General features: G+C 63.4%; 14 protein-coding genes. 4 read left to right on the top strand and 10 right to left on the bottom strand.

Features of this window, described 5'->3' with window-relative positions:
• The first annotated feature begins 406 nt into the window (after window positions 1-406).
• On the top strand, window positions 407-1,483 hold the full coding sequence (locus tag NKG60_RS10810; protein WP_352974914.1) for a D-alanine--D-alanine ligase family protein: 1,077 nt from the start codon (window positions 407-409) through the stop codon (window positions 1,481-1,483).
• Between the two features lie 53 nt (window positions 1,484-1,536).
• Here the strand turns inward: NKG60_RS10810 and NKG60_RS10805 are convergent, their stop codons facing one another.
• From NKG60_RS10805 to NKG60_RS10785, 5 genes are all read right to left on the bottom strand, one after another.
• Window positions 1,537-2,322 (bottom strand): glucose 1-dehydrogenase, encoded by a 786-nt coding sequence (locus NKG60_RS10805; protein WP_352660797.1) that lies wholly within the window; start codon window positions 2,320-2,322, stop codon window positions 1,537-1,539.
• A gap of 8 nt (window positions 2,323-2,330) precedes the next feature.
• Entirely contained in the window at window positions 2,331-3,095 is a 765-nt protein-coding gene (locus NKG60_RS10800; protein ID WP_352660799.1) for an SDR family oxidoreductase, read from the bottom strand.
• Window positions 3,096-3,223: 128 nt separating this feature from the next.
• Window positions 3,224-4,732, bottom strand: coding sequence for a sugar ABC transporter ATP-binding protein (locus NKG60_RS10795; protein ID WP_352974913.1), 1,509 nt, complete (start codon window positions 4,730-4,732; stop codon window positions 3,224-3,226).
• A 33-nt stretch (window positions 4,733-4,765) separates the two neighbouring features.
• Complete coding sequence (locus NKG60_RS10790; RefSeq protein WP_254820381.1) at window positions 4,766-5,704, bottom strand: sugar ABC transporter substrate-binding protein; 939 nt, start codon at window positions 5,702-5,704, stop codon at window positions 4,766-4,768.
• Window positions 5,705-5,853: 149 nt separating this feature from the next.
• Window positions 5,854-6,864, bottom strand: coding sequence for an ABC transporter permease (locus NKG60_RS10785; RefSeq protein WP_292653900.1), 1,011 nt, complete (start codon window positions 6,862-6,864; stop codon window positions 5,854-5,856).
• 267 nt (window positions 6,865-7,131) lie between these two features.
• Here NKG60_RS10785 and NKG60_RS10780 point away from each other — a divergent pair, with 267 nt between their 5' ends.
• Window positions 7,132-8,094 carry a sugar-binding transcriptional regulator gene (locus NKG60_RS10780; protein ID WP_352660805.1) on the top strand — a complete coding sequence of 321 codons (963 nt, stop codon included), beginning with the start codon at window positions 7,132-7,134 and terminating at the stop codon, window positions 8,092-8,094.
• A gap of 340 nt (window positions 8,095-8,434) precedes the next feature.
• On the opposite strand, the gene NKG60_RS10775 is transcribed toward NKG60_RS10780, so the two are convergent.
• The 4 genes from NKG60_RS10775 to NKG60_RS10760 all read right to left on the bottom strand — a co-directional run bounded on the left by NKG60_RS10775 (window position 8,435) and on the right by NKG60_RS10760 (window position 13,379).
• On the bottom strand, window positions 8,435-9,928 hold the full coding sequence (locus NKG60_RS10775; protein ID WP_352660808.1) for a xylulokinase: 1,494 nt from the start codon (window positions 9,926-9,928) through the stop codon (window positions 8,435-8,437).
• A 19-nt stretch (window positions 9,929-9,947) separates the two neighbouring features.
• Window positions 9,948-11,270 (bottom strand): NAD(P)H-dependent oxidoreductase, encoded by a 1,323-nt coding sequence (locus NKG60_RS10770; RefSeq protein WP_352660810.1) that lies wholly within the window; start codon window positions 11,268-11,270, stop codon window positions 9,948-9,950.
• 214 nt (window positions 11,271-11,484) lie between these two features.
• On the bottom strand, window positions 11,485-12,591 hold the full coding sequence (locus NKG60_RS10765) for a mandelate racemase/muconate lactonizing enzyme family protein (protein ID WP_352974911.1): 1,107 nt from the start codon (window positions 12,589-12,591) through the stop codon (window positions 11,485-11,487).
• 56 nt (window positions 12,592-12,647) lie between these two features.
• Window positions 12,648-13,379, bottom strand: coding sequence for a GntR family transcriptional regulator (locus tag NKG60_RS10760; protein WP_352660815.1), 732 nt, complete (start codon window positions 13,377-13,379; stop codon window positions 12,648-12,650).
• A 240-nt stretch (window positions 13,380-13,619) separates the two neighbouring features.
• On the opposite strand from NKG60_RS10760, the gene NKG60_RS10755 reads away from it, so the two are divergent.
• Together NKG60_RS10755 and NKG60_RS10750 are read left to right on the top strand one after the other, a co-directional pair.
• The gene (locus NKG60_RS10755; protein ID WP_352660818.1) at window positions 13,620-14,234 is read left to right on the top strand and encodes a TetR/AcrR family transcriptional regulator; all 615 of its coding nucleotides are present in this window, start codon (window positions 13,620-13,622) and stop codon (window positions 14,232-14,234) included.
• 59 nt (window positions 14,235-14,293) lie between these two features.
• On the top strand, window positions 14,294-14,704 hold the full coding sequence (locus NKG60_RS10750) for a cupin domain-containing protein (protein ID WP_352660820.1): 411 nt from the start codon (window positions 14,294-14,296) through the stop codon (window positions 14,702-14,704).
• 316 nt (window positions 14,705-15,020) lie between these two features.
• On the opposite strand, the gene NKG60_RS10745 is transcribed toward NKG60_RS10750, so the two are convergent.
• Window positions 15,021-16,175: an efflux RND transporter periplasmic adaptor subunit gene (locus NKG60_RS10745; RefSeq protein ID WP_352660823.1), complete on the bottom strand. Its 1,155-nt coding sequence runs from the start codon at window positions 16,173-16,175 to the stop codon at window positions 15,021-15,023.
• Window positions 16,176-16,191: the final 16 nt, after the last annotated feature.

The following is a 16,191-nucleotide window of genomic DNA, read 5'->3' as shown; positions in this document are numbered from 1 at the left end:
AATTGGTGAAGATGTGGCGGGACCGGCCGCGTCATGATCGCCGAAGGATTGCTGCCGAAGCAGTCATCCACGGATCGATCGCCGGTCTTGAGGGCAAACCATCAAAGTCCCATGATCTCGGCTGTTGGCTCGGCAACTCGACCAGAGCCACTTTCATGAGATGAAATTATATATACCAACGTTCACGTCGCGCAACGAACCCCGGTGCCAATTTCACGGCCCGTCTTTTTGCATGGACCCGTAGATGGGTTTGAAAAAAGCCAAGGTTGCCGGTCATCCCGTATGCGAGCCGCGAGGACAGGATATCGACACAATGCAGCAGACCAAAGCGCCTTACTTCTTTGCGAACCGCGGTATCGCCGTCGGCTTCTGACCGTTTCAACATCAGATCATATCCGAGGCTTTCATGACCTCTTCCTTGAACAGACTGCGAATTGCCGTGCTCTTTGGCGGACGTTCCGCCGAACATGACGTTTCGGTGCTTTCAGCAACCAATGTCATGCGGGCGCTGCTGCCCGCCAAATTCGATGCCGTCCCCATCTTCGTCACGCGCGAAGGACAGTGGCTGCTGAGCAGCTTTGAGGATGGTACGCTCGCAAAGCCTGCGGGCGGCATGGAAGTTTGCCTGGTTCCGGGCGGGCATGGGCGGATGATGGCGATCCCGGCCCACGGCACGCCCTATGATCTGCCAAAGATCGACATCCTATTTCCGGTCCTGCACGGCCTCCACGGCGAAGATGGCTCGGTGCAGGGGGTGGCGGAGGTGGCTCGGGTGCCGCTCGCCGGCTGCGGCATCCTGGGTTCGGCAACCGCGCTGGACAAGGACATCGGCAAACGGCTCCTGGCAGCCGCGGGGCTGCCAATCGCGCGCTCAGTGACGATCCATGAAGGTGCGGCGCCTGCCTTCGCCATGCTGGAAAGCGAACTCGGCCTGCCGTTCTTCATCAAACCGGCGCGTCAGGGATCGTCTGTAGGCGTCAGAAAAGTCCATGCCAGCCAGGAATTCGATGGAGCGCTTGCTGAAGCCTTCCGGCACGATTGCAAGCTGTTGGCCGAGGAATTCATTCGTGGGCGCGAGATCGAATATAGCGTGCTGGAGGAACCGGCAGGCGACCTGTTCGTCTCGCGGCCAGGCGAGATCGTGCCGGCGGAAAGCCACGATTTCTACAGCTACGATGCCAAATACATCGACGAGAACGGCGCTGTGCTAAAAGTGCCGGCCGAACTGCCGCCCGAGGTCGAGGCAGGCATGCGGGATGTGGCTGCAAGGGCTTTCAGAGCCGTCGGCTGTGACGGGATTGCGCGCATCGACTTTTTCCTGACGCCGGACATGCAGTTCCTGGTCAATGAAATCAACACCATCCCCGGCTTCACCGATATCAGCATGTATTCCAAGGCAATGGCGGCAAGCGGCGTCAGCTATTCCGAAATCATCGACCGACTCGTGGAACATGGATTGGCACGGGCGGGCCGAGCAGCCTGAACGCAGCGAAGCGGCTTTCATATCCCGGTCGATGGTAGGTTGACCCGCGCCGCTCACGACATGATCAGGCCGCCATCGACATTGATGGTCTGGCCGGTGATGTAGGCCGCATCGTCGCTGGCCAGAAAGCTGACCAGGCCGGAGACATCCTCGCCGCTGCCGGCGCGGCCCATCGGGATGTTCTTCACCCATTCGGCCATCAGCTCGCCGGGCTTGTAATCGCCCATCAACTTGCCCCACGCGGCATCGTTATAGGCCCACATGTCGGTGTCGATGATGCCGGGGCAGATCGCGTTGACGGTGATCTTCTCCTTGGCCACTTCCTTGGCCAGGCTCTGGGTGATGCCGACGACGCCGAATTTCGACGCCGCATAATGCGGCGTGTAGATAAAACCCTGCCGCGCCTGGCCGGATGCGGTGTTGATCAGCCGGCCGCCATCGCCATGCTTGCGGATGCGCGCGATCGCCTCCTGGCAGCACAGGAACACCCCCTTGGTGTTGACCGCCATCACCTTATCCCATTCGGCCTCGGTCATCGCCTCGATCCTGGCGATGGTGATGACACCGGCATTCTGTACGGAGATGTCGACGCGGCCGAACTCCTGCTCGGCCAGGTCATAGAGGGCGACGACCTCGTCTTTCCTGGTTACGTCCATGCGCAGCGATGCGACCTTGGCGCCCGCAGCCTTCAGATCGGCGGCAACCTCGTCGACGCGCGCGTCGATGGCGCTGACGACGACCGCGGCACCTTCCGCCGCGAAGCGCCTGGCTATTGCCGCGCCGATGCCGCCGCTGGCGCCGGTGATGACCGCCGTTTTTCCCTGGAATCGCTTCTGCATCTTTTCTCCTACCAGCAGACAAAGCCGCCATCGACGATCAGGTCGATGCCGGTGACGAAACTCGCGGCGCGGCTGGCCAGGAACACGGTCGGGCCGACCATCTCTTCCGGCGCCGCCATGCGGCCCATCGGCGTGTCGCGCTCAAAGATCCTGACCTGGTCGGCGACCTCCGGCCGCTTGTTCATCGGCGTCAGCGTGTAGCCGGGGCTGACGACATTGACGCGCAGGCCGCGATCCGCCCATTCCATGGCGAGGCTCTTCGACATGTGGATCACTGCGGCTTTCGACGAATTGTAATGCGCCTGGGTCAGGCCGCGATTGACGATCGAGCCCGACATCGACGCGATGTTGATGATCGAGCCTTTGCGCCGAGCCAGCATGGCGCGGGCCTCGGCCTGGCAGGACAGGAACACGCCGCTGACATTAACGTCGTAGACCTTCTGCCATTTCTCCAGCGACAGCGTCTCTGCCGGCTCAGCTCCGGCGACGCCGGCATTGTTGACGGCGATAGTCAACGCGCCGAGTTCCGCCTCCGTACGCTCGATCGCAGCCGCGAGATCGGCCTCTGAAGTCACTGTGCCGTTCAGCACCAGCGCTTTGCGGCCGAGTGCCGTTATCCGGTGCGCGGTCTCCTCCAGCCCGCCTTTCGAGGCGTGGCCGAAGCAGGCTATGTCGGCGCCGGCCTCGGCCAGCCCAATGGCGATCGCTTGCCCGATGCCGCTGCCGGCGCCTGTCACAAGTGCCACGTCACCATGAAGTTCGAATAGTTTCATCGTCGGTCCCTCTGCTCCAACCGCCGTCCTCCGGAAATAAAGGGGCGCCAACTCTCTGTTGCTGGCGCCCCGCGCGGTCTGGTGCCCGGGAGGATACCACCTGCTGCGCTTTGTTTCGATGGGCCGTCCTAGCTCGTGGCGAGTTCCATCACGGCGACATTGCTTGCTTCGCTGCGGTCGAGAATGCCGCGTTGCCGGCCGCGGCTCAGCACCAGCACGCGATGCGACAGGCCGAGAACTTCCTCGAGGTCGGAGCTCACCACCACCACCGCCATGCCGGAACGGGCAAGGTCGGCGATGACATCGTAGATCGCGGCGCGGGCACCGACGTCGATGCCGCGCGTCGGCTCGTCCAGGATGAACACCTTGGGCGGGCGCGACACCCATTTGGCGATGATCACCTTCTGCTGGTTGCCGCCTGAAAGCTTGCTGACGGCCTGGTTCGGCCGGCCCTTGACGCCGAGCCTGCGAATGCCAGCCTCGGCGAATTTCTGCACCGCCCTCGGAAACACCCAGCCGTTCGGCGCGACATGGTCGAAATTGCCGATCGCCAGATTCTCGCCGATCGTCTGGTCGAGCACCACGCCTTGTGCCTTGCGGTCTTCCGGTACCAGCACGACGCCGGCCTTGATCGCCGCCGCCGGGCCATTGAGATGCACCGGCTTGCCGGCGACGCGCACCGAGCCGGATGAGATCGGATCGGCACCGGCGATCGCCCGCACCAGCTCCGTGCGGCCGGCGCCGATCAGCCCGGCAATGCCGAGGATTTCGCCGGCCCGCACTGAAAAGCTGACATTTTGAAAGCTGCGTTCCGGCGAGGACAGGTTCTCGACTTCGAGCAGCGTGTCGCTGCCCGGCGCCGATACCGTAGGGAACATCCGCTCGACACTGCGGCCGACCATTTGCTCGACCACAGTGCGCACAGGAATGTCGGCGCGCTCGTGCCGGGCGACGATGCGCCCGTCGCGCATCACCACCACGCGGTCGGCGATCTGGGCGATCTCGTCCAGCCGGTGGCTGATATAGATGAAGGACATGCCTTCCGCCTTAAGCTTGCGGATCTGCTGGAACAGGAGCTCCGTTTCCTCGCCGCCAAGGGCCGCCGTTGGTTCGTCGAAGATCAGCAGCTCGGCATTGAGCGTCAGCGCCTTGGCGATCTCGACCTGCTGCTGGGCGGCGATACGCAGCGTGCGCACCTTGCGCTCGGGCGAGACATCGAGGCCGAGGCGCTTCAACTGGGCCGATGCCCGTGCGTTCATTGCCGCGCGATCGATGCGGCCGCCGCGCATCGGCAGGCGCCCGACATAGACGTTTTCAGCGACCGACAGATCGGGCAAGAGCTTCAGCTCCTGGTGGATCATGCCGATGCCGGCGTCGATCGCCGCGGCAGGATTGGCGGGGGAATAAGCGTTCCCCCGCCAGGTGATGGTGCCGGCATCGGGTTTCGTCGACCCGGCGATGATGTTCGAGACAGTCGACTTGCCGGCGCCGTTTTCGCCAAGCAGCGCCACGACCTCGCCCGGCCGCACCTCGAAGCACGCATCGGCCAGGACCTGCACCGGCCCGTAGCTCTTGCAGAGGCCGCTGACGACGAGCCCGTTATGGGGGCTGTGCGTGTGGCGAGGATCGGTGGACATCGTTGCGCTCGTCGACTGCCGGACTGGTCTCAATCAGGGATGCTTGGCGATGAACTGCTCGACATTGTCCTTGGTGGTCAGCGTCGCATCCTGCAGCTGTTCGGCGGGAATGGTCTCGCCGGCCACCAGCTTGATTGCCGCGTCGACGGCAAGCCGGCCCATGCCCTGGGTCTGCTGCGTCGCGGTCACGTCGAAGACACCGTCCTTCAGTGCCTTGAGCGCCGCCACGTCGCCGTCGAAGCCGGCAACCCAGACCTTGTGGCCGGGATTGGCGACCTTGACGGCCTGCGCCGCACCGAGCGCCAGCGCATCGGCCTGGCCGATGACGATCGACACGTCGGGGTGCGACTGCAACAAATCCTGCGTCAGCTTGAAGCCTTCGTCCTGGTGCCAGCCTTCGCTCCACAATTCGCCGACAACCTTGATGTCGGGATAGCCCTTCAGCGCTTCGCCGCAGCCCTTCGAGCGATCGACCTCGGGCGTCGTACCCTTCTGGCCGTGGATGATGATCAGCTCGCCCTTGCCGCCAGCCTGCTTGGCGATGTAGTCGCAAACCGCCTTGGCCGAGGCCACGCTGTTGGTGGCGATGAAGGTATCGCCGGGTGCGCCGTCGGCGTTGCGGTCGACATTGATGACTGGGATGCCGGCAGCCTTGGCGGTCTTGGTCGGCACGGTGGCGGCGGTGGCGCCGGCTGGAATGTAGATCAGCGCATCGATGTTCTGCGTGATCAGGTCCTGCACCTGGCTGACCTGGGTCGCCGAATCGCCCTTGGCATCGACGGTAACGACCTCGATCCCCTTTTCCTTGCCGTAGGCTTCGACGGACTGCTTTATCTGGTTGAAGAAGTCGGCCTGCAGATTGGCGACGGCGAGGCCGAGCTTCTTGGCCTCCTTGGCCGAGGCCATGTCGGACAGGCCAAGCAGCGGGATGACGGCCGCTGCGGCAAGCAGCAATGAACGTTTGGTCAGCATGTTATTCCTCCGTTGATGTTCAATCTGTCCTGCCCGCGCATCGCGGCGCCCCTTGGCCGAACAACTCCCAGTTTCGGATCACCGATCCGTTTTCGCCCGAATATCGGGGCGAATCTCATTGAGCCCAATTCTTCATTGCGCCCCATTCTTCATTGCGCCCTGCGGCGCCAGGTGTCGGTGGCCACCGCCAGCGCGATCACCACGCCGATAACCACTTGCTGGATGAAGGGCGAGACGCCGAGCAGGTTCAGTCCGTTGCGCAGCACGCCAATGATGAGGACGCCGATGGCTGTGCCGCCTATCGAACCGACGCCGCCCGACAGGCTGGCGCCGCCGATTACCACCGCCGCGATCGTGTCGAGTTCGTATCCGAGGCCGGAGCTCGGCTGGACGGAATCGAGCCGCGCGGCAAGCACGATGCCAGCGAGACCGGCCAGCACGGCGCAGATCGCATAGACCCAATTTGTCAGCGACTTGACCGGTATGCCGGACAGCCGGGCGACTTCGGCACTGCCGCCGATTGCGTAGAGGCTACGGCCGGTGGCGCGGTAGTTCAGGAAGATCGCGAAAATGACGGCAAGCACGATCATCAGCCCGACGGTGACCGACAGGAAGCCGAAATGGCGGATGATCGACAGGCTGGTGAACCAGTCGGGAAAGCCGACGATCTGCGAGCCGTCGGTGATCATGTTGGCGAGGCCGCGCGCCACCGACATCATCGCCAACGTGGCGATGAAGGGCGGCAGCTTGGTGACCGTCACCAGCAGGCCCGAAACCAGCCCGCAAAGGCCGGCGACGACGAGGGCTGCGGCGATGCCGGCCGGCAGGCCGAGATTGAGATAGTCCGGATGGGCGACGAAGCCCATCACCATGGAAGCCAGCGCCAGCACTGAGCCGACGGACAGGTCGATGCCGCCGATCAGGATGACCAGCGTCATGCCGATCGCCATGATGCCGAGCACGGTGACCTGGTCGAGCACATTGAGAATGTTGCGGACAGTCAGGAAGGTGTCGGTGGTCAGCGAGAGCGCCAGGCACAGCAGAACCAGCCCGATCAGCGGACCCATGGTTCCGGCAAAGACAGCCGAAAACTTTGCGCCCGCCGTAGCCTGCGCACCAGAGCCTGCTTTCAACTCGCTTGCGTCGTTGCTCACAGCCACTTTGTCTCCTCCACAGCAATCCGGCGCTGCATCACCGGGTCACTTTGTTCACCCAGGCCCCTCCCTGTGAACAATTTATCTTTAGTATGCAATTTTGTTCAGCTAAACTGTTCGTCGGAAAATTGTCAAGGCCTGCCGCTTCATTCGACGACGGGTTTGCGCTGTCCGCCGGTTTGCCTTACGCAAGGTCTCGGAAATCTTGGGCATTTCGAAGTCGCCGGATTGGAATATCATGGGCAGAGCCGGCGGCTGCGGCAAGGCAAACAGATGACGATCGTAGAGAACGAAAGAGCCTCGCGCTTCCCAGACGCCGAACTCAAGGCCCGCGCCGCCTGGCACTATTATGTCGAGGGTCTTACACAGGAGCGGATTTCCGAAATTCTCGGCGTCGGCCGCATCAAGGTGCATCGCATTCTCTCCGCCGCCCGCGAAGAGGGTGTCGTCCAGTTTCGCATCCGCGACAGCGTCGTTGAATGCGTGGTTTTGGAGGAAAGCCTGAAGCAGCGGTTCGGGCTCAGCCAGGCCGTTGTCGTGCCGTCGGCGGCCGACCGAAGCAACGCGCCGCTGATGATCGGCCACGCCGCCGCCGCCTACCTGGCCGACCATGTGAATGCCGGCGATGTCATCGCACTCGGCTGGGGGCGGACACTGAAATTCGCCATCAATGAATTGCCGCGACGGCCGATCGCCAGGACGACGGTCGTTTCGATGCTCGGCGGCCTTACCCATGCCCAGCCGCTCAATCCGACCGAAAGCGCCTGGGATTTCGCCGAAAAGATCGGTGCGGAGTGCTTCCTGCTGCCGGTGCCGGTCTATGCCGACAGGCCGGAGCAGCGCGACGCTTTCATGAGCCAGCGCAGCGTTCAGGACGTCGTCTTCCGTGCACGCCGGGCAAACATCGCTGTGCTCAGCGTCGGCTCGTTTTCCAACGACAGCCCGATCGCCAATTACGGCTTCATCAAGCCAAGCGAACTCGAGGAACTGCAGGCGGCCGGTGCCGTCGGCGATATTCTGTGTCATTTCATCGACGCCGAGGGCCGGCCGGTCGATCACGAGGTCAACCGCCGCGTCTGCGCCTATCCGCTGCAGGATCTGTCGGATATCCCGAGCATCATCCTGGTGTCGGGAGGCAGCGAGAAGGTTGCGGTGATGCGGGCGGCGCTCGCCAACATCAAGGTATCGGTTCTGATCACCGACGAAGACGCGGCGAAAGGCTTGCTGGGCCGGTAGATATTGCTGCGCTGAAGATTTGAAAGAGATCGAGGCTGTCGCAACCGAGCTCAAAGACAGCGGCGCAGAATTTCGCTCTGTAGCGATCCGTCCCACCCCCCTCTGTCCTGCCGGACATCTCCCCCGCAAGGGGGGAGATCGGCAATTGCGATGCCGTCGCTCATCCTGCAACGCTTGTGGTTAGCGAAAACGGTGATGAAGGCTCAATCTCCCCACTTGCGGGGGAGATGGCCGGCAGGCCAGAGGGGGGTGCTGTCCCGCCGACATCTCAAAGGCTGGGTCCAAAAGGTCTCCGACCTCTCAAAATCTCTAAACTTGCCCAACCTCACCCAGCAAATCTCTAAACTTGCCCAACCTCAGCCAGCCGCGCGTGGATATCGCGCGTCGCGTGATAGAGGCCGCGGTAGATCGCTTTGCGCGTGCGGTAGAAGGACATCAGCTCGCCGACCGGGTCGACATGCCTGTTCGGCGCTGCCGCCATCGCTTCCGCGGCGGCTTCCGGCGAGGCAAACCAGCCGACAGCCGCTGCCGCCAGCATGGCAGCGCCGAGCGCGGCGGCTTCGTTGACCGGCGAAACCGAGAGCGGCCGCTCGAGTACGCTTGCCATGATCTGCATGAGCAGCGCGCAATTGGTACCGCCGCCGGCGGCAATCATCGTCGCCGGTCCGCCGGCCTGGGCTTCCATGGCCTCGGTGGCAACGGCCTGCTCGAAGGCGATGCCTTCCAGGACAGCGCGGAAGAGATGCTCCGGCCGGTGGTCCAGCGACAGGCCGACAATGGCGCCGCGCGCCGCACCGTCCCAATAGGGGCTCATGACGCCGGCCCAATAGGGCATGATGAGCAGGCCGTCGCTGCCCGCGGCAACATCCAGCGCAGCTTTCTCCAGCGCAGCGGCTGACGGCGAGCCGGTGGTTCGGACGATCCAGTCGACCAGCTGCATGCCCGAGCGTAGTACGGTCTCCAGCATGAAACCGGAGCCGGTCGGCGAGACCAGCGTTCGAAAGGCGTCCGAGGTTTTCACCTTGCCGGAATAGCAGCCGCTGACCACGCCGGAGCCGAGCGAGAGATAGCTCTTGCCCTCGCCGTAGACGCCCATGCCAAGGCCCATAGCTTGCCCGTCACCGGCTCCTGCCACAACCGGCGTGCCAGCCTTCAGGCCCGTCAGTTGCGCCGCGGTTGTGGAAAGCCCGCCGCAAATTGCGCCCGGCGCGACCAGCTCGGGCAATTGCTCCAGCTGCAGCCCCGCCGCCGCAACGAGCTCTGGACGCCAAGTGCCTTTCTCGACGTCGAGCAGCCCGAGCGGATCCGCACTTGCGGTGCTGGTGACCAATCGCCCGGTCAGCCGCTGAACGAAGAAGCCGTGCACGTCGACCAGCGCCGCTGCCTGGTGCAGCACCTGCGGCTGGTGTTCGGCAAGCCAGGCGATCGCATACAGCGCCGGCGTCGGGTCCGGCGGCTTGCCGCTCCAGTCGCGGATCGCCTCGCGGCCAAGTTCGGCCGAAAGCCTGATAACCTGAGGCCGGGCGCGTTCGTCCAGCCACAGGATCGCAGGGATGAGTGGTTTGCCGGCGCTGTCGACTAGCGTGAAGGTCTCGCGCTGATGTGCAATGCAGATCGCCGCCACCCGCGCAGCGCCGACCGCCTCGGTGACCTGCTTCAATGCGCCAAGCAGCGCGGCCCACCAATGTTCGGCGTCCTGCTCGAAATGGCCGGGCTGCGGATTTGAAAGCGGGTAGGTCTTGCGCGCCTGGAACAGCTCTTCGCCGTCGCGGGTGAAGGCAATCGCCTTCACGGCCGTGGTCGAGGCGTCGATCCCGATTACGACATCGTCCATCAGCGGAGATCCGGCGGGGTCAGGCTGCGTTTGTTGCGAACCGTCCGTCCGATTGGTCGAGACGGCGGCGGATCTGGGTTATCACCATCGAATCGTCGGGTACACAATTTTCATAGGTCAGGAAGTCGCCGGTCTTGAGCGGCTTGACCACCTTGGCGCGCTCGGCAAGGCCGAGCGGCAGGGCGCCGCGGGCGCGAGCATCGTCCCACGTCATGGCGAAGCCGCGATAGTCGTTCTCGCCGATCATGCCGAGCGACTGGCCAACGCCAAGATCGCTCTTGGCAACCGCCACCGCCTCGGCGACCGGATGGTCGAGCGGCTCCATGTCGGCGCGCTTGTAGACCACCGCGCGCGCCGCCGACAGCGGCACTTCCAGGCTGGTCAGATGATAGGGCCGGAAGATCGTGAAGTAGGGGCCCTTGCCAACCTTGAGGTCGATCATGCGCTCCAGCACGCGCGGATGCCGGGTCTCGATGATGCAGAACACGCCGGGCGCGACGCCCTTGCCGATGGAATAGTCGACCACGCCCTTGCGGTGCAGCACGCCGCCATCCTCGCGCGGGCAGAGCACGCTGGCCAGTTCCTCCAGCGTCGCGGTCGGGCCGTGCATGCCCGGCACGTCGGGCACCAGCCCGGTCGCATTGGCGATCGCCACCATCTCGATCGCCGTCTTCGACCCGTCGACGAATTCGACCAGCATGCGCGCATTCATATTGCGCTCGGCCGCCTCCTTCTCGTAGTCGGCCGGCATGGCGTCGATCTTCAGCGGATTGTTCTTGCCCTTGCCGGCGGCGATGATGTTGAAGCCGAGGCTTTTGGCAAAGCCGATGATCTCCAGCGTGCAGGCCGGCTCGTCGCCGGCCGCACCCGTATAGACGACGCCGGCCTTGCGCGCTTCGTCCTTGAGGAAACGGCCGATGGTGATATCGGCCTCGACATTGAGCATGACGATGTGCTTGCCGTTCCTCATCACTTCGAGCGCGAACAGCGTGCCGATGTTGGGATTGCCCGTCGCGTCGATGATGACGTCGATGCGGCCGGCCGCCGCCAGCGCATGCAAATCTTCGGTCACCGCGATCTTGCCGACCTCGATGGCGCGGTCGATCGCCGCCGCATTGCCGGCCTGGACGATGTCGGAACGGTCGTGGCCAGCGAGCAGCGCCGCGTCGATCGCTGCCTGCGGCCTGACTTCGGAAATGGCGCCGATCCGCATGCCCGGCATCAGTGCGACCTGGACGACGATGTCGGTGCCCATCTGTCCGGCGCCGGCAAGCCCGATGGTGATCGGCCCGTGCTGTTCAGCGCGCTGCAGAAGTTCCGCTGCAAATTGCGGATGGGACATGTCGCTTCCTCCAGTTCCGGACGCGCCGCAGCGTCCAAATCAACGTTTTGAACATTTCTATTTGCAAATGAAAAATATTTCAACCGGCAATTGGGCATTGTCGCTCTGCAATCGGCCGAAGACGATTGGATGAGTGGTCAATCTAGCGGCCGTGCCTCTGCAGTCAGAAGGACGCGGCAAATTTCAGGTTGAATGGGGTGCAGCGTTGTTGCGCTCAGCTGCCGATCTCGAAGAAGGGCGGGCCGAGCAGGTGGGGAACGACATCGATGCCGAGTCCGGGCCCGTCCGGAATGCCCATGCGGCTGCCCGAAACCGGCGGCATGTTGGATGCGGTGCGCACCGTCACCCATTCGTGAAAGGCGATGGCGTGCAGCCGGCGCTCCTCCGGCGTCGACAGCGACAGATGCGCCATGGCCGATGTGTCGATCTCGGCGCCGCCAGTGTCCTCGACGGTGATCATGAAGCCCAGGTCGACGGCAAGGTCGCGGATCTGGCGCGTCTTGGTAACGCCGCCGAGGCGCGAGATCTTCAGCGTCAGCCCGTCGGCCGCGCCCTTGCGGTGGATGTCGAGCATATCGTCCAACGAGGCGACGGATTCGTCGAGCACCATCGGCTTGTCGAGCGAGCGGCGCACCGACATGCATTCGTCGATCGTCGTGCAGGGCTGCTCGAACGTGTAGTCGATGGTGCGCGTCGCATCGGCGAATTGGCGCGCCTGGTAAGAGGTCCAGCCGGCATTGGCGTCGCAGAAGATGACGGTGCCCTTCGGCACCGCGGCGGCGACGGCGGTGACGCGTTCGATGTCGTCATGGACGTTGCCGCCGACCTTGACCTGAAGCCGGCGAAACCCTTGGTCGACGATGCGCTTGGCAAGTGCGGCCATCGCATCGACCGTGCCGTGGGTGACGACCTTGTAGAGTTCGGCCGTCTCGCTTTCGCGCCCACCAAGCAGGGTGACCAGCGGCACGTCGGCGGCGCGCGCCGCGAGATCCGAGCATGCCATGTCGAGCGCCGACTTGATGTAGGGATGGCCCTTGAACACCGTGTCCATCAGCCTGTTGATACTGGCAAGCCCGCGCGGGTCATGGCCGACAAGATACGGCGCGATCTCGACGACGCCGGCGCGAGCACCGGCGGCGAAGGCCGGCGAATAGAAATTGCCAAGCGGCGCCATCTCGCCCCAGCCGGTGAGCCCGCTGTCGGCGGTGACCGCGACGATCACCGCGTCGAACGCATCGGCGACGCGCCCCCTGGACATGCGGTAAGGCCCGTCAACGAAGGGCTGCACGACATGGTAGGCCTTGATGGTTTTGATCTGCACGTTTTCTGTCCGTTATCTGCGATATTAAGGGTGGCCCGCCAAACTTATCGGGCTCATCAGGCGGTTTCGGGCCGGCCGCGGGTCGGGCTTGCACGACTAGCGTCATTTGGGCCGCGTCGCTCCAGCCCGCGCGCATAGGCGAGCAATGCCTCGAAATCGAAATCGATGTGCTCCTTGGCGTGGTGCTGTGCAGCGGGCATGTCGTTGCCCTTGAGCAGCCGCACATAGGTCTCGTGAGCATCTTCGGCAGGCACAGGCTCGTTGCGGGCCCGCTGGTGCAGCGCGAAATACATCTGCAGCCGGCTGGTCAGCCGTTGCCACGTTTCAAGCAGCACCGAATTGTCGGCCCATTCGTGGATCAGGCCATGCAGTTGCAGCGCCGTTTCGATCTGCCGCGTCGTGTCCAGTTCGCGCGTCGCCTGCTTCACCGCCGCATGACGCCGGTCGAGTTCGTCGAAGAACCGCTGGTCGCGAAGCGGCCAGGTCCGCGCGATGGCGAACTCGTCCAGCACCTTGTTGAGCGAATAGGCATCGTCGATGTCCTTGGCGGTAACATCAATGACGAAGGTTCCGGCGTAGGGGATGCTGGTCAGGATGCCTTCCTGCACCAGTTCGCGCATCGCCTCGCGCAGCGGCGCACGGCTCACCCGCATCTGCTCGGAAATCCTGAGTTCGTTGAGCTTCTGCCCCGGCTCCAGCTGGCCGGTCAGGATCGCCCGCCGGAGCAGCGCCACGATCTCGGCCCTGCGTGTCGTATCCGCGATCGGACTGAAATCCAGCGTTGCCATCCGGCTGCTCCAGGAGACCAAAAGCAACACAAGCAGATTGTCGACAATCTAACAAGAGTAATTTCTGGATTCTCGACCCTGCATGACATTGGCGGCCTTCCGGCCTCAGCCAGCCTTCCCGCTCCCCTCGCTGAGCGTCAGCTGGCTTCTCGCAGCGCGAAACGGACTGGTGCGTAGCCTTCGCAATGTCCATTGACGACTGGGAAGCTTTGTGTCACTAGCAGTGACATGAATTCACAAATGATGACTCAGAAATACGAGAGCCCGCTGCGGGCAGAGCAGGCGCAGGCCACGCGCGAGCGGATCCTCGCGTCCATTCGAACGATCCTGGAGCAAAATCCGTACAGCCTCCTTGGCTTCGATGAGGTTGCCGAGGTTTCGGGCGTGAACCGAAGGACGATCTTCCGCCACTTCCCGACGAAGGAAGCGCTTTTGGAAGCCTTTTGGGCCAGCACCAATGCCTCGCTGGGAGTGCGGTTCTGGCCTGAGCGGGAGCAGGATCTGATCGATCTTCCTCCCGATCTTTTCGCTTCGTTGGACGCAATCGAAGGCGTAGTCAGGGCCTCGCATGCGAGCGTTACCGGGCGCGAGATGCGCCTGCAAGCCAATGGTGAGCGGCAACGTGCCTTTCGGAGCAGCCTTTCGCAAGTCGCTAAAGGAATGGACCCGAAGGCGGCGCGCCAGCTTGAGGCCGTGATCCAGCTCCTGTTCAGCGCCACTGCCTGGCAGACGATGAAAGACTACTGGGGTCTTAACGGCCGTGAGGCCGGAGAGGCAGCCGCCTGGGCAATTCGCGCCTTGCTCAATGCGGCAAAATCGCAGCAGGGCGCTGTTCGAAAGGGAAAAAGCAAGTGACTTGGCATAAGACCAAAGCAACGGTCCATCCGGCCGATTCGGTTCAAAGCTTCTGGGTAATGGGCGATCAGGTCGCTGTCCGGGCAAAGCTCGCTGGGACGGCACTCAACGTGATCGACGTCACGGTGCCTCCTGGAAGCGGCACGCCGCCCCACACGCATCCTTCCGCGGAAATTTTCCGCATTCTCGAGGGCACTCTCACGATGTGGACAGTGATCGATGGTGTCGCGCAAGAATACGAGGTGGAACCCGGTGATGTCGTCACCATTCCGGGCAACGCGCCCCATGGCTATCGCAATGCTGGTCCCGTGCCGGCTATGTTCATGGCGATCGTCGACGACGAGATGATCGCATTCTTCGAAGAGGCTGCATCCAAGGACGCGCCCTCCGGCCCGCCGACCGCTGACATGATTAACCGCGTGATCGAGCTTACCGGACGGCACGGAATCCAGATCCTGCAGGCGGCCTGACCGGCGAAACTGTTGCGCCAGGCTCAAGATTTGACCTGGCTTATGCCGGCTAAATCCAGCAGTCCATCCATCCAGGGTCGAAGCGGGCCTTCGCGTGAGTGATACGTGCAGCCGCGACAAGCCGTCGGCTGGATGGATGTCTCGCTTGCTGATCCACAAACTGCTTTCGCAGCTAGAGAGCGCCTCTATGCTGCCATCGTCGCCAGAGCCGCCGTTCGCGCGACGGCTTGAATCGACCGCGTCGAAACTATCAGCAAAAACGGCGCCCTTGGCGTGGGAGCCGAGGGCGCCGCGGGACCGGACCTGATGGGGGTTATCAGGTGGCCGGTTTCTCGGGCAGCGGCGAGATCGGCATTCCCGGGCCGATCTTCTGCAGATTGCCGGTAATCACCCGGTCGCCTTCGGCCACACCGCTCAAGATGGCAACCTGATCGCCATTGGTCGGTCCGAGCGAAACGATGCGCTGGTCGACGGTGTTGTCCTTGCCGACGACATAGAGGTATTTGCCGAGTTGGCCGGAGCCGAGTGCCGTCTGCGGCACCATCAGCGCATCAGGCTGCTCTTTGACGTGCAGCCGGACGCGGACATATTGGCCGGGCAGCAGCGTGAACTTGCCGTTGCCGATCGTCGCCCGTGCCGTGATCGTGCCGGTCGAGCGATCGATCGTGTTGTCTATGAAGGTAAGATCGCCCTTCTGGCGCGGTTCCGTTTCACCGGGAAGCAGGACGTCGACACTGATCGGTCCCGCGGCCCGGGCCTCCTCGATCTGAGTCAGGTCGGTTTCGCTCGGATTGAAGGTGACGTAGATCGGATCGAGCTGCACCAGCGAGTTGAGCACGGTGCCGGCGACGCTGACCAGCGTTCCGACGGATGCTTGGCTGCGTCCGATGCGTCCCGCGAACGGGGCACGGATTTCGGTATAGCTCAAATTGAGCTCGGCGGTCCGCAAGGCGGCCTGGTTTACGGCGAGCGAGGCCTGAGCCTCGCGCAAGGTGCTGGTGCGCTGGTCGAACACGTCCTTGGCGAGATAGCCGCTCTTGGCGAGCTCGCTGCCGCGCCCGAGATTGGAGCGCGCATAGTCGAGTGTTGCCGTGTCGCGCTGGATAAGCGCCTTCGCCTGCTCGAGGGCAGCCTGGAAATCCTCCGGGGCGATCTTGTAGAGAAGGTCGCCCTTTGCAACGTCGCTGCCGTCTGTAGCGACCTGCTCCTGCAGATAGCCCGGTACGCGCGCCTGCAGCGTGATGCTGCGGATCGGCTCCACCCGGGCGGCATAGTCGAGATAGATCGGGATCGTCTTCTTGACGACGCTCACCACCGGCACCGGCATGACAAAGGCTTCCGGCTTGGGTGTCGCCGCCCCGGCTGTGCCGGCGTTGAGGCTGAGGCTGCCCATGTCGAGCAGGTGAACGCTCGCCACCGAAATCGCCCCAAGGGCGACGGCCGTTCCCAGCGCGATTTTCCATTTACGCATGATCAATTCTCCAGTC

The sequence above is a fragment of the Mesorhizobium sp. M1428 genome, from assembly GCF_040317515.1.
Taxonomy (GTDB): Bacteria; Pseudomonadota; Alphaproteobacteria; order Rhizobiales; family Rhizobiaceae; genus Mesorhizobium.
The sequence above is the reverse complement of the archived record's forward strand: the minus strand, read 5'-3'. Positions and strand labels throughout refer to the sequence as shown.